Raw genomic sequence first — 14,496 nt, 5'->3', positions numbered from 1 at the left:
GCGTGTGACCGTGCCTGGTCACGCGCTAAGCGGGCAACGTGCGTGCGTGTGGCGCGTCGCCCTGGTTGGAGCGGCCGTTATTAGGATTTGAGAAACGAGGCAGGCGTGAGCCGGCTTGTATATCGCGCGGTGAGCTTCCTGCAACCCGGCGATGGCAGCCATCTACCGCCATCACGGGCCGCTGGGATGCGCTGGAATTGCCATCGGTACACCCGCGCCCGCCCCATATGCGCGCTCCCCACCCCATCATGCCACGCACGTTTGTCATCCGACCACGTCCGTAGATCGAAGGGCGCGTGATCGGTACCTCTTGTCCACTTCGTGAAACGGCGCCGTCCCCAGCGGGTTGCGGTAAGACATCAGGTCCTGGCGGTTCGGATAGATTCCGCGAATTCAGGGGATATAAGGAAAGGAGGCATGGATCATGACTGCGATGAATTACCGGTACATTCTTGTGGGCGGCGGACTGGCGGGGGCATCGGCGGTCGATGGCATCCGCGAGGTTGACAAAGACGGTTCCATCCTGCTCCTCGCGGCGGAGGCAGCGCTTCCCTACAACCGCCCGCCGCTCTCCAAGGGGCTCTGGCTGGGCAAGGAGCAGGTATCGGACATCTTCGTCCACGACGAGGCGTTCTACCAGGGACAAGGCGTGGATATGGCGCTGGGGACTGCCGTCTCGGGCATCGACCCCGCCGGAAGCGCGGTCCACCTCGCCGATGGCCGCACGTTCTCTTACGGTAAGCTGCTGCTCGCAACCGGGGGCGCGCCGAGGAAGCTCTCCATCCCCGGAGGCGACCTTCCCGGCCTCTCCCATTACCGCACGCTGGGTGACTACGGGAGCATGCGCGCACAGGCCGGGGCCGGTAAATCGGCGGTCGTCATCGGTGGAGGGTTCATCGGTTCGGAGATGGCGGCGGCGCTGAATGAGAATGCCGTGGATGTGACCATGGTCTTCCCCGAAGCGAATCTCGTGCAGCGGGTCTTCCCGGAAGGTCTGGGGCGAGCGATTCAGGGCCACTTCCGCGCCAGCGGCGTACGAGTGCTGGCGGGTGATGCGCCCGCGTCAATCGAGAAGTCCGGCGAGGGGTTCGTGACCCACACCCGGAACGGCGAGAACCTGCCCTCCGACATCGTGGTCGTCGGCATCGGCATCGCCCCGGGCGTGGAACTGGCACAGGCGGCCGGCCTGAAGGTCGAGAATGGGATCGTGGTGGATGACAGGCTGCGGACAACGGACCCGGGCGTCTACGCGGCGGGCGATAACGCGAGCTTCCCGTATACGGCGCTCGGGATACGGACGCGCGTGGAACACTGGGATAACGCGCTCAACCAGGGGAAACAGGCGGGACGGAACATGGCCGGGGCCGATGAGCCGTACGATTACATGCCGTTCTTCTTCTCCGACCTGTTCGAGTTCGGCTACGAGGCAGTCGGGGAGGTGGATTCCCGCCTTGAGACGTTCGCCGACTGGCAGGACGAGAACGTCACGGGAGTCATCTACTACCTGAGGGATGGCAAGGTACGCGGCGCGATGATGTGCAACGTTTGGGAAAAGGTGGATGCCGCAAGGAACCTGATCCGGGCCGGAGAAACGGTTGCACCCGGTAACCTGCGCGGGGCTATTCACTAGGTTTTTCGCCGGAGCGGGCGCCACCCGATCGGCGTCCGCCCGTCTGCACCGCCCGGCATGACGATCATCTGGCACGCCGGCCTGTTTATGAATGGAAAGGAAGATTGGATGTCACAGCGAACGGATACGCGGGAAAACGCCAAGCAGCGGATGGAAGGGCCGCTGCACCAGTTCCAGATTGAAGAGGAAGTCAGGTCGCTCTATGGGGAGCCGGAATACCGCGACGGAGATCACGGTCAGATTACGCTCATCCACGAGGGACCTCTGAGGGTGGCTGTCTTTGCGTTCCATACCGGCAACGAGCTGCACGACCATCGGGTCTCCGGGCCGATCACGGTTCAGGTCGTGTCCGGGAGGATCGTGTTCTCGACGGACGACGGGCGGTCGATCGAAATGAAGAAGGGGAATCTGCTGTCACTTGAGGGCGGCATCACCCACAGTGTGGAGGCCCTCGAAGACAGTGTGTTCCTGCTGACGGTTGTGCAGGTGGGCGATCCGGCGAAGCAGGGAGACGAAGGCTAGCGCCTGAACAGCCCTCGGGGATCCTCCGCGAGCGTGAGCAAGGGGGCGGTGACGCTATCGTCGCCGCCCCCTTGAAGCCTCACTAACCTTACGGGTTGGGCTCGAGCCCTGTCAGTTTGCGGACGATGCGGCTGGCATCAAGCAGATCCACTTTGCCTGCCGAAGCGCCGCCGGTCTCCGTATTGAGGCGGCTGTCTGAAGGGCCGTAGGCGGTCAGACCACCCGCCAGTTGCAGAGCCCGTACCGCATCCACAAGCGTGAACGACGTTCCGGGGACGGCAAAGGCCAGGCTGAATTCCGACGTGTTGGCGCCGGAGTTCGTCGCGGTCCCTGTGACCCACTGCCCGGTCGCCAGCGCCGGCACGGACACCGAGAAGGAACCGTTTCCGGACGTGTCGGTTGTCACACTGGTGGTCGCGATATAGTGCTGGCCTTCTCCGTATCCGGACGGATCTTTCGAAGCGCTGCGGAACAGCTCAACGGTGAATGTGCTGCCCGGAGTGCTGTTGAGAGTTCCCGTGATGGTGGTGGCGCCGAGTACGGTGCTTGCGCCGGTGATCACGGGGAAGTTCTGCAGGGTGTTGGCGCCTCCGTCATCGTCGCCGAGGTCGTTCAAGGTGACACCGTCGCCACCGAGGTCGATTCCGAGGCCGTAGTTGAAGGCGATTGAGTTCTGCGTGATCCGATTGCCCGTGCCGCTCTCCACCCGCACGCCGCCATACGCCAGCCCCACCCCATTTCCAAGTTGGGATGCGCCGGTGATGTCCGTGCCAATGGAATTTCCGGCGATCACGTTGCCGGACGAAGTGACCAGGATTCCCTCGACCGCGTTGCCCGAGATGATGTTGGCTTCGGCGGCGTCGTTGACGCCATCCATATTGGAGCCTATCAACGCGCCGCCCGCGCCGGCCCAGATTCCGCCCTGGCCGTTGCCGAGCGCGATGGTCCCGCTCGGATCGGTACCCAGAGCGCAGCCATAGATCCAGGCGTTCGTGCCTGAGTTAAACAGGCCGATTCCGAAGGCATTGCCGGAAACGTTCAGCATCCGGTTGATCGCCAGGCCCCGGATCACGCAGCCGGCACCCTGAACGTTGAGGCCGAACGATGACGGAATGTTCTGCCCGTTGATCTCGATCAGCGGCGTGCCCGAATACGTTACGCCGCCCTGGCTCCATCCGTCGATGAATATCTTGCTGGTGATCACCGGCAGCCCGCCATATGTTGCGCTGAGCACAATCGTCTTCACCCCGCCGGCGCTGCCGATCGGCGCGATGGCGAACGAGATCACGGCGTTGTTAGTCGCATTCGCCTGAGCGATCGCCCAGCGGAGCGATCCGGGGGACGCGTCATCGGCCGTGCGGGTGACGATGAATCTCGGCTGATATTCAACGGCCCCGATGTCGCTCTTCGCACCGATGGGCCGAGGCACGCCTCTCTGATCCGTATCCGGGAACGTCGCCGGGCCGGCAACTCCCGACGGGCCGGTATCGATCAACGGACTGCCGACCAGGGGGTTGATTGTGAGCGTCGGCCCTCCATTGTCCGCCAGGGTCCCGAGATAGGGCTTGAGGGGTATCGCCGCCGTCCCGATCTGGTCGACCAGCTTGGACGTGATGACCGCGTCCTTGGGGCTGCCGATGAAATTGTAGCCGAGGTTGCTCACGAACTCTCCCGAGATATCCGGCCCTGTGGTTGCCGTGTTGGCGGCAATGACGCTGTTATCACTCAGCAGTCCGGAGTCCGGGAAGGAGGTTGATGATACATTGGCGATGCCGCCCCCGTCCGTGGCGGTGTTGCCGCTGATGGTGACGTTGCGCAGGTAGATTGACCCTGTGGCAGCGTAGATACCGCCGCCCTGGCCCGCTGAGTTGCCGCTCAGCGTGCAGTTGGTCATCGTGAGGATATCGGTGTTGCCGATGCCGCCGCCCGCTCCGGTGTTGGCATTGTTTCCGGACACGGTGCAGCCGCTCATTACCATGAGACCGTCGTTTTCGATTCCGGCCGCCTGGTCGGCGAAATTGCCGCTCACCGTCGAGTCCGAGAGGTACATCGTGCCATTGAGGTAGTTGACGATGCCGCCGCCGGAGTATGCGGCGGTATTCCCGGTGACGGTGCACCGATGCAGAGTCAGAGTTCCCTCGTTGAACACCCCGCCGCCCGACCCGATGCCCGTACTTGGAGCGAGGCCGTTGGTGATCGTGAGGTCGGACAGGTAGACCGTCGTTACAGGGAAGACCACCAGGGTGGTCCTTCGCGTTGCGTCGTTGATGCTCTGGATGATGGTGGTGGATGCAGCGCCGGGCGTTCCCTGCAGCGCCACGGATTTTTGGAGCACAAGGTTTTCGGTGTACGTGCCCGGCGCGATGGTGATAACGCCCGATAGAGCGGACCGGTTGATCGCCGTCACGATGTTGCGCAGCGGCTGGTTCGCCGTCACGCCCGTGTTGGAGTCGCTGCCGGTCGTGGCAACGAAGAATGCAACGGGCGCATCCGCCTCATAGGCGCCGATATCACCCTCGGGTATGTTGTCGCCGTCGCCACCATCCACGGGGCGAGCGGAATCCCTCTGGTCAATTGCCGGGAAATTGGCGGGCGCCGCGCCGGGAATGGCGTCGATGGCCGGACTGCCGGGCAGGAGCGCGACGGTGAAGGTGGCGCCACCGTTGTCTTGAAGCGGGCCCAGCCGGGGATCGATGGGGGCCGCGCTTGTCCCGACCTGATTGTGCGATGTCGCGCCGGTGAACGTTACGCCTGTGCCGTTGCCCACCAGGTTGTAGTCCTGCGATGCGAAAGGCCCCGCGGCGTCCGGGTTGCTCCCTCCCGTGTTGCCGGCCACCAGCGTGTTCTGGATCGTGAACGAATTGCTGTTCCGATTGTCCAGGCCTCCCGCTACGCCGTTGCTGGTATTGTACGCGACCGTGCAGTTTTCGAGCACAACGGTCCCGCCGTTGCTGATAGCCGCGCCACCGATGGTGGCGCCACCGGTGACGGTATTGCCGGCGATGGTGCAGTTCGTCATCGAAAGCGCGGCGCCGCCGCTGTTGTAGATGGCGCCCCCCGATGCCGCCGCGCTGTTGTGGCTGACGGTGCAGTTTGTGAGGGTCGTGTTTCCGGCGTTCAATATGCCTGCGCCGCGGTCGGTGCCTGACGTGAGCACGCCCCCGTCGATGGTCACGTGGTCAAACGACACCGTCACGCCGGCGCCGATCGAGAATACGCGGCCACCGGCAAGCGGCGGCGTGATAGTCACGTGGCCGTTCGTGGGCCCGGCGAAGGCCAGGTTCTTGGTGATGCCTCCGGTCATCGAGGGGAATGTGCCCGGCGATGAAAACCGGATCGTGTCGCCCGGCGTGGCGGCATTCACCGCATCCGTGATGCTGGCGTAGCTGCCGGGGATGTCGCGAATAGCGGCACGGCTGACCCCACCGAGCGTCAACGCCGCCGCCAACGCTGCCAGATATCCTAGTTTCTTATGAGTTCGTTTCACCTGATTTGTCTCCGTTTCAACCGGCGGGTGTCAGATCACTGCCCGGCGGGCGGTATTTCCGTAAACCTGGCTCCGGTGTTGCGGATAGCAGGCTTCGCCATAATGCTCGGCGGAGTGTACGCCGGGTAGCGGACAGGGTGTGCGCTGAGGAATGCCTGCCGGTCCCGCGCGTCGGATGCTGCCTGGTACCGTCGGAGCGCTGCGATATCGGCAACGGTCAGGCTCTTCAGAGCCGCACTCAGGGCTCTGGAGTCCGGGAAATACCGACGGATGTTTCTGTTCAGGCGTTGGGCCTTCGCTTCCACGTCGCGGGTCACTTCGTACCACGGCCGGTTGGTGATAAGCCGCGGGGCGCTGCCGATCATCTGCTCCTTCTTCTGGATGAGCAGATCGGCCAGGCCGGTGGTCGTGACACCGTACTTCTGAAGTTTCGCCACCAGCGGCGCATCGAGGCCGCTGGCTGCGGGCGCTGCCGTGCCAATGAGGAGGCTGTGCGTCTTCAGCGGCGTGTCCGAGAGGATGTAGGTCACCTTCCACGGCGCGGATGTGCGGATCAGGGACGCCTTGATCGCTTCGTTGTCCTGGCGCATCGTGGAGCCGATCGGCGGCCATGTTGGCGTCACCAGCCCGATGCCGTTCGGATCGTCGCTCAGGAGTTCCTGAAGGTAGTGATTGTCATCCTTCAGGAGAAAGGTCTCGAATGACTCGTGGTAGTAGGTGTTGGGAACGCCGCGGTCTGTGGTTACATCGCACTCCGAAACGATTCCGGTGCTCGTATCCTGCGACGTCGTCCGGGATCGGGTGGTCTCCGAATCGTGGGCTACGCTGACGCTCCCGCCTACCTTGACCACGTCCCAGTCGTAAGACGCCGACACCTTGATCGCCTCACCGATTTTGATGCCTTCCGATGTCTTCGATTCGTCCGATACGAAATGGTCCCACGTGTCTCCAACAGTGTTCGAGTCGGTGTACCCGAAATACAGGTGGTTTCCACCGCCGCCGGACGGATCGCTGGTCGTGGTCGCCCCGGAGAAGTTCACCGTGTTTTGCGCGACGAGCGCATTGCGGGACGCCGCGTCCACGATGTAGCTCTCCAGGTGTCCGGGCTGGCGCCCGTTGGGGTTCATCCAGTAGTCCAGCACCTGAATGGTGGGCGGACCGTCGGGCCATACCTGCGTGTACACCTGCGCGCCGGGAATCTGGTTGCTTCCGGCATCCAGGAACTCGTATGAGTACCCCCGGAAGGTCTGGTAGGCGCAATAGAGCGACCCAAGGGGGGTAACGATGACACGCCCGTTGGCGTCCGTGGTTGTCGAATTGGCGAACTTGGCGAACTGCTCGACGGTGTCGCCCGTCTTCCGGGAGAACGAGTCGCCGTGCGTCCACGCCACTTCACCGCTGAGCTCTACATCGGCGGAGAAACCCCCAACTTCGGCGCCCGCCGTGGCCTCCACACCCACGCTCAGCGAGGACGTATACTCGGAATCGGTCGCGACGGACGCGGTGCGCGTCCAGTTGAAGGCAACGTCGGATTTTGCGAAATCCCACGGCCGGGGATCGCTGGGCGATGCAACGAGGAAGTTCTCGTTGGGTATGGGCGGCGGGCCATCCACGATGCCAAGCACGGTCGCAACCGAGCCTGCCGTTGGAGACAGCGGCAGGCGGTGCGCTTGTTCCGAGGTGCTCTTCTCGTATGCCACCAGATACGTCGGGTCCACCCCGGACTTGCCGACGTCGTTCTTGACGATCATGTCCCGCACAACCGGAAACTTCACGTCGGTGTTTTCCGCCGGCGGGACGCCGGGAAACATCGGCCGATATATGAACGCCGGGAGGCTGTCCGTGTAGGGGAACAGGAGTTCACCCTGCCCCGCGCCCTGCCAGGTCGCCTGCTGTGTGCCGGTGTCGAACCCGGTGCGCGCGTAGAGGGTCATTCCCGAGGCCTCGCCGACCGCGGCCAAGAGCCGTCCGTCTACGCATGGGATGAGGTTCGTCGCGTTGTTGCCGTTGTTCACCGCATTGCCCAACGAGTGCCATTGGTTGTCCTTCGGCACAACGGTGAGGAAATACCGCGGATAGAATGTCGCCACCATTTTGTCGTTCAGGCGATAATCTCTCGTCTGGACGTAATTCCCTGTGACGCACGGATCCAGAGCCAGCGTGAGCCGGTAGGGATACCAGCGCGCCATGCGGTCGTAGTTTCGCGTAACCGCGCAGACGATGTTCCCGTTGTACGCTGCCGTCAGACCGGCGGGGAGGCTGAAGTCCTGCTGGTAAGCCTGTGTCAGCGAATACGTGTCCACGCTGGAGTTCCACTTGAAGTACGTCACCGTAAAGATCGACTTGGCCGGCTTGACGGTGATGGTGACGAAACCCGTGCCGTCCGGGAGGGCCGCCGCTCCAAAGGTTGTCGCTCCCTGCACGAGGCCCGTGACGAGCGTATGGACGACAGAGATATTGGTCTGGTTAGGTCCGGCCTGGTGCTCCTGCACCCCGTCGTTCACGAGCGCACACACCAGTTGCGATGCGGTGCCGTTCTTCTCCATCCAAAGGACGTATATGCTCTTCGTGAGCGTCTGCCGCTGCGACGTGATCGGCGGGGTGGCCGCGCTGTTGGTGTCCGTGACGATCCTGCCACCCTGAGCGATGGGGATCGCCGGCGCCTTGTCCGGGTTGCCTACATTGCTGGCATCGGAGCCTTCCAGCACCTGCCTGGAGTCGAAGCTCGTAAAGGCGCCGCTTGCGCCGCTGGTGATGTAGTTGAGCCAGAGTTGGTAGCCGTTGTTGAAATCGTTCGGAGGCTCAATGTAGGCGATCGCCCACACGTTGGAGGATGCCGTTCCGTTGGTCCGCGTTGAGTTCGTAACGTTCGGGTAGGCGTTTACGGAATGATTGGAGGTGAAGTTGAGGAACCCGTCGCAAAATCCTGGCGTTGCGATGGCCATCGAGACGATGAGGCCCGCCATGGCCTTACCCGCCACAAAGTATGAGTGCTTCATGCGGAAGCTCACTTTCTTGGAATAGATACCAGTCGCGAACCAGGCTGCTCAAAGGGGAATGCCCCGCTGAGCGCTTCCAGCGCGCGAACTGAAGTCCTCTGGTTGCCCCACTGTCACGCGACGAAACTGATCCCGCAATCGCACGGGTACCGCAATCGCCGGGTACGCCTGGCGTTGAACGCGGCGGCGCACGCGCAGTGGACCGACGGCCGGCTGAATGAGGGCAGCGGTTCAGGACGAAAGAGGAGTGCACCGGCCACAAACTGGGGTTCGGAGACGCGTAAATGATAAGCCAGAATGGTTACTCTTATGTCGGAACACCGATTATAGCGCTTTGTTGCCACGATTTTTGTGTTGCCTTCAGAGAGTTTTCCCAAGGGCGTAATTCCCATCGACTCACATCCGCTTTGACCTCTGACGAGGGACTGACCCGCCAACCTTGCCTCCAGCAGCCGGGCAGGCTAGAATCTGTCTCAGTCCTCGCGAATGCCGTCCTCCAGCGACTCTGGGCATCGAAAGGGACGACCTCCTCGCGCCTGATTGCGATCTGGAGGTTCTCTATGAAACTTCGTCCCATGCTTGCGGCGGGATTTGCGCTCCTGCCCGGTATCGTGTCCCTTGCGCGCGCCGACGTGCCGCGCCTGATTCCTTTCCAGGCACAGGTGAAGACCTCTGCCGACAAGCCGATGGCGACGCCCGCACCCTTCACCTTCTCGCTGTACGCTGTTACGACCGGCGGCACCGCGCTCTGGAGCGAGACACAGACACTGGCTCCCTCCAATGGCATAGTCTCAACCACGCTTGGCGCCATCACCCCGCTTCCGGTGCCACTGAACCAGCCGCTTTGGGTAGGTATCTCGATGGGTGCCGATCCGGAGATGACGCCCAGGCTGCCTCTGGCGAGCGTCCCATACGCCCTTACCATCGCGGACGGAGCCGTAACAACGGCGAAGATCGCCGACGGAGCGGTGACGGACGCCAAGATCGTTGGGATGGCCTGGAGCAAGGTGACCGGCGCGCCGACTATCCCTACCACCCTGCCGCCAAGTGGCGCAGCGGGCGGCGACCTCACCGGCACGTATCCGAATCCGGACCTTGCTACCGATGAAACCTCCCTGCTCAAGGTTTCCGGTGGCGCAATGGCCGCCGTGACCGGTAAAGTCGGCATTGGTGTTTCCGCCCCGGCCATTTCGCTGGCCGTCGGCGATACCGACACCGGCCTCAACTGGGGAGGAGACGGCATCCTGAGGCTCGCTGCCAACAGCGTGGATACGATGACGGTGAGGCCGTCAGCCGTCGGCATCGCCTCTCCAAATCCGAAGGACCCGCTGGACGTCGTGACGCACCCGAACGTGGCGGCCGGGGAATATGAGGATCAGGCCCAGAAGACGGTCAGCGGCAACTACCTGATTCCATCCAACTTCGCGTCACTTGGCCAGTCCTTCGCGGTAGGGATGTCAGGGACACTCACAAGGTTGGAACTCTATCTGGGAACCACTGATTGGTCAGCCTGGTCGGCAACGCTCTCGATCTATGATGGCGAGGGCCTGGGTGGGACCCTCCTCACCTCACAACGCATCTCCGGAAACAGCCTTGGCCATCTCAGCTTTCCGATCACTACCCCGCCCGCAGTTACACTGGGCCAGGTTTGTACGTGGAACATCTCCAACGTCACTACCATCGACAGCCTGCTTGTCCTACCGAATAAGTCTTCTGATAACTCGTATCCGCGCGGCACACCGTATCATGACGGCGTTGCCTCCGACTTTGACTTCTACTTCATAACCTATGTAACCGTGGCGGCCGGTGTGGCACCGAGCCACTCCCTGCTGGTGCGTGACGATACCGGCAACGTGGGCATCGGCACGATGACGCCGTCGTCCAAACTAACAGTGGCTGGGGTGGTCGAGGCCACAATCGGTGGCGTGAAGTTCCCGGACGGAAAAACGCAGACGACGGCCGCCGTTGGCATTGGAGCCACCGCGGGTGGCGACCTGACAGGAACATATCCTAACCCCACCATCGGGGCCGGCAAGGTTGTCACCGACCGGATCGCTGATTCAGCGGTGACCACAGGCAAGATAGCGGACGGGACGGTCGCGGCTGCGGACCTTGCCGCCAATGCGGTGGGCAGCGCACAACTCGCTTCAGACGCAGCATCGCTCGCCAAGGTAACCGCCGGAGCGGCCACAGCCCTCTTGACGAACATCGGCATCGGCACTACGACTCCCGATGCCGGACTGGAGATCGACAAGGCCGCCACCAACAACCTGGCGTTGAAGCTCACATCGTCCGGAGCGGGATGGGGATCCGGCATGCAGTTCACCAACACGGCAGCGACAGGCCGCAACTACGGCATCTACACCGCCAGCAACGGTTCCTGGAACTTCGTCGATCAGACGGCAAACGCGGGCCGCCTCACCGTTCTCCCGAGCGGCAGCATCGGCCTCGGTACCAGTTCGCCAGGATTTCCGCTGAACTTCCCGAACACCCTGGGCGACAAGATCAGCCTGTACGGCAACACGGGCGACCACTACGGCTTGGGTATCCAGGGCAGCCTGCTGCAGATATACTCCCAGACCGCCGGCACGGACATCGCGTTCGGCTACGGACAAAGCAGCGCGCTGACGGAGAACGTCCGCTTCAAGGGCAATGGAAACGTCGGGATCGGGCTGACGAATCCGACGGCTCGCCTTCAGATCGAAGGTGACGGCGTCGTTAACCCGCTCGCCATCTACCACACTCCAGTAACCCTCGACCAGGAGAACAACGCACTCCTGCCGAGCTACATCTATGGTACCGGCGCCATTTGGCAGTCCTTCACCGCAGCGGTGCCGACCGGGAGCACGGGCAACCTCGCGGGAGTTGCCATCTTCTTCGGCGCGAACGACGGATCGTCGAATTGGACCGCCAGCCTGCGCATCTACGATGGCGAAGGCACAGTTGGGACCATTCTGAGCGATCAGACAATCGGCGGCGCGGGCGACGTGGAGTGGAGATACTACCCGCTCGCCACTCTGGTCCCCATGGCGGCCGGACACGTGTATACCATCTCCGTCAACCCGGATATCAGCGGCCGATGGAGGGCCAACGTCACCAGCACCTACCCGGGAGGCCGGTCGAGTAACAATGCTGGCTGGGACTGCTGGTTCCGAACGTACCAGACCACATCCACGACCGCAAGCGATCCCAGTGTTGTGGTCCGTCCCGGGAACGGCTTCACCGGCTTCGGCGTCGCGTGGCCGAACTACCGTGTTCAGTTACCGAACATCTCCGATGAGAGCGGCAAGGGCCAGGCGAACGGCTGGATCACGTACTCATCAGCCAAATGGAAGACCAACGTCCGCACCATCGACAATGCCCTTTCCAAGGTGGAGAAGCTTCGGGGTGTTTACTATGACTGGAAGCCGGCGCAGGGTGGCGCGCACGACATCGGCTTCATCGCCGAGGAGGTGGGCAAGGTCCTGCCGGAAGTCGTCGCCTCCAACGGTGACGGCAGCGTGTCCGGAATGGACTACAGCCGCGTGAATGCCCTCCTTGTGGAGGCAATCAAGGACCAGCAGAAGCAAATCGAGGCGCTGAAGTCACAGAACGGGAGTCTCGAAGAACGTCTGAGCCGGCTGGAGAAATCGGCCGGGCCGGAGGCTCAGGGCAGGATGGAAGCAAGCTTCTAGCAGCGTCTCGCCGTGACCGGCCCCTTGATGCGGATTTCGGTCACGGCGCCGCCGACAAACGAACGCGGCCTGACCCGTGGTTTCCGGACGCCATTGTCACATGGATCTAGGTTCATAAGGGCGAGGGGCACATCTCAGCGAGTGAACGCGGCCGGCCCGCACGGTGTCTAAGATGAAATGATGAAGTCGGTTCAGACGCCAATCCGCCGTAGAGGCGAGGCGTCGCGTAATTTCAGATGCAGTTACCCCTCTCAACCTGGATGATGGGGCTTCTGCGGCCATTCCGGGTAAGGCTGTTGACACTGACGGCGCTCTTCGTGCTGTCGTCGTTATTGGGCTTGCTCGTGCCCTGGCCGATGAAGTTCCTCGTGGACAATGTATTCGGCGGGCACCCGTGGCCGGCATGGCTCGCCGCGTCCGTTCGGTCCCTTGGCCAAAGCCGGTTCGCGCAGGTCGTTGCCGTGGCGCTCGCGACGCTGCTCATCCGCCTTGTGACGAGCGGATTGAACACAATCACCGTTTACAGGCAGGTGGAACTGAACCAGCGCCTTGTCCTTGACGTGCGCCGGCGCCTGTTCGAACAGTTTCAGCGGCTCTCGCTCGCCTTTCACGAGCGGCACAGCGTTGGAGACACGCTGTACTCCCTGGGCGAGGATGCGTATGCGCCCGCGAGCCTGCTTACGGAAGGCATTATGCCGATTGTCACGGCGTCCATCACCCTTGTGGTCATGTTCACCGTCCTGTTTCGCATCAGCCCTTCCACCAGCCTGGCCGCGCTGGGCGTGATCCCTTTCCTCCTGTTCTGCATACGGTACAACACACACTACCTGGCCGCCCACTCCGAACGCGTGCGGGAAAAGGAATCTGATGTTTACTCCGCCATCCATGAGGCGTTCAGCGCCATCAAGCTGGTGGTCGCCTTCGCACGGGAGAGAGAACAACAGCAGCGGTTCGAGGGGCGCGGAGAGACGGCTCTGCAGGAACGCCTCGCCCTCACGCGGCGCGAGATGCTGTTCACAGTTACCCTGGACCTCGTACTGACGGCGGGGACGGCGGTGATCATTACGGTGGGCGGCTACGGCGTTCTGAACGGGCGGATGACGGTCGGTCAGTTGCTCGTCGTCATCGCTTACCTGGCCTCGGTCTATGAACCGCTGCACACCATCAGTTCCACGGTGGGTGGGCTGCAGAGCGCCCTGGCCGGCATCCGCCGGGTGCGGGCAGTCCTGGAACGCGTCCCCGAAGTGGTGGAGAAACCGAACGCCTCCACGTTGCGACCGCCGCTCGGAACGGTCGTTTTCGACGATGTGCACTTCACCTACCCGGACGGCGACGAAGTCCTCCATGGACTCTCGTTTCAGGTGGCGCCGGGAGAGACCGTGGCCATCGTCGGACCGACCGGCGCGGGTAAGAGCACCATCCTGAGCCTCCTGCTCCGCTTCTATGACCCGGAGCAGGGAAGCGTCTCCCTTGGCGGCCGGGATCTGCGCGACCTCACGCTGACATCCCTGCGCGAGACGATTGCCGTGGTAACGCAGGACACCCTGCTCGTACCGGGTACGATAGAGGAGAACATCCGGTACGGGCGGATGAGCGCCACGTTGCCTGAGGTCATCGCGGCGGCGAAGATGGCGAGCGCGGACCAGTTCATCGCAGACACGCCGGAGGGCTACCAGACGGTGCTTGGGGAAGGTGGAGCGGGGCTCAGCGGCGGGCAGCGTCAGCGTATCGCCATCGCCCGCTCATTCCTGAAGGCCGCGCCGTTGCTGCTACTGGACGAGCCAACGTCCGCGCTGGATGTAACCACGGAGCGGGAGGTCGTGGCGGCGTGGCGCGAACTCATGCGCGGCCGGACAACCGTCATCGTGGCGCACCGCCTGAGCACCGTGTTGGAGGCCGACCGCATCATCGTGGTGCAGGATGGCCGCATCGTGGAGGAAGGCACTCCGCACGACCTTCTCGCGGCGTCCGGCCTTTTCGCCCAATGGCATAGCATCGCTTCGGCGGACGAGCCTCCGGCATGACCGCCGGCGCCCCGAGCCGCGATCCCAACGTGTACAGGATGTATCGTTCAACCTACCGAGTGGCACGGACAGAGTCCCGATGGTAGAATTGATAGTGTTCCAATTCAGCCTATCCGCTGCGCCGCCCGCCGCACTCATCTGATTACGCTTCGTCAAGTGA

At 62.9% G+C, this 14,496-nt stretch carries 6 protein-coding genes; 4 read left to right on the top strand and 2 right to left on the bottom strand.

Annotation, left to right across the window (positions count from 1 at the left end; translation table 11 throughout):
• Positions 1 to 424: 424 nt before the first annotated feature.
• A complete protein-coding gene (locus tag VGM51_06680; protein HEY3412726.1) occupies positions 425 to 1,630 on the top strand; it encodes an FAD/NAD(P)-binding oxidoreductase in 1,206 nt (401 codons plus the stop codon).
• Positions 1,631 to 1,738: 108 nt separating this feature from the next.
• Positions 1,739 to 2,152 (top strand): cupin domain-containing protein, encoded by a 414-nt coding sequence (locus VGM51_06675; GenBank protein ID HEY3412725.1) that lies wholly within the window; start codon positions 1,739 to 1,741, stop codon positions 2,150 to 2,152.
• Positions 2,153 to 2,240: 88 nt separating this feature from the next.
• Here VGM51_06675 and VGM51_06670 read toward each other — a convergent pair whose 3' ends face one another.
• Together VGM51_06670 and VGM51_06665 are read right to left on the bottom strand one after the other, a co-directional pair.
• Positions 2,241 to 5,639: a right-handed parallel beta-helix repeat-containing protein gene (locus VGM51_06670; GenBank protein ID HEY3412724.1), complete on the bottom strand. Its 3,399-nt coding sequence runs from the start codon at positions 5,637 to 5,639 to the stop codon at positions 2,241 to 2,243.
• Positions 5,640 to 5,674: 35 nt separating this feature from the next.
• Entirely contained in the window at positions 5,675 to 8,638 is a 2,964-nt protein-coding gene (locus VGM51_06665) for a hypothetical protein (GenBank protein HEY3412723.1), read from the bottom strand.
• A gap of 560 nt (positions 8,639 to 9,198) precedes the next feature.
• Between VGM51_06665 and VGM51_06660 the strand changes: the two genes are divergently transcribed.
• Together VGM51_06660 and VGM51_06655 are read left to right on the top strand one after the other, a co-directional pair.
• Positions 9,199 to 12,312, top strand: a complete 3,114-nt coding sequence (locus VGM51_06660) for a tail fiber domain-containing protein (GenBank protein HEY3412722.1) — start codon at positions 9,199 to 9,201, stop codon at positions 12,310 to 12,312.
• A 236-nt stretch (positions 12,313 to 12,548) separates the two neighbouring features.
• The gene (locus VGM51_06655) at positions 12,549 to 14,336 is read left to right on the top strand and encodes an ABC transporter ATP-binding protein (GenBank protein ID HEY3412721.1); all 1,788 of its coding nucleotides are present in this window, start codon (positions 12,549 to 12,551) and stop codon (positions 14,334 to 14,336) included.
• The last annotated feature ends 160 nt before the right edge of the window (positions 14,337 to 14,496 follow it).

This window comes from Armatimonadota bacterium (assembly GCA_036504095.1).
GTDB lineage: Bacteria > Armatimonadota > DTGP01 > JAKQQT01 > JAKQQT01 > DASXUL01.
This window is presented reverse-complemented; position numbering and strand designations above follow the sequence as displayed.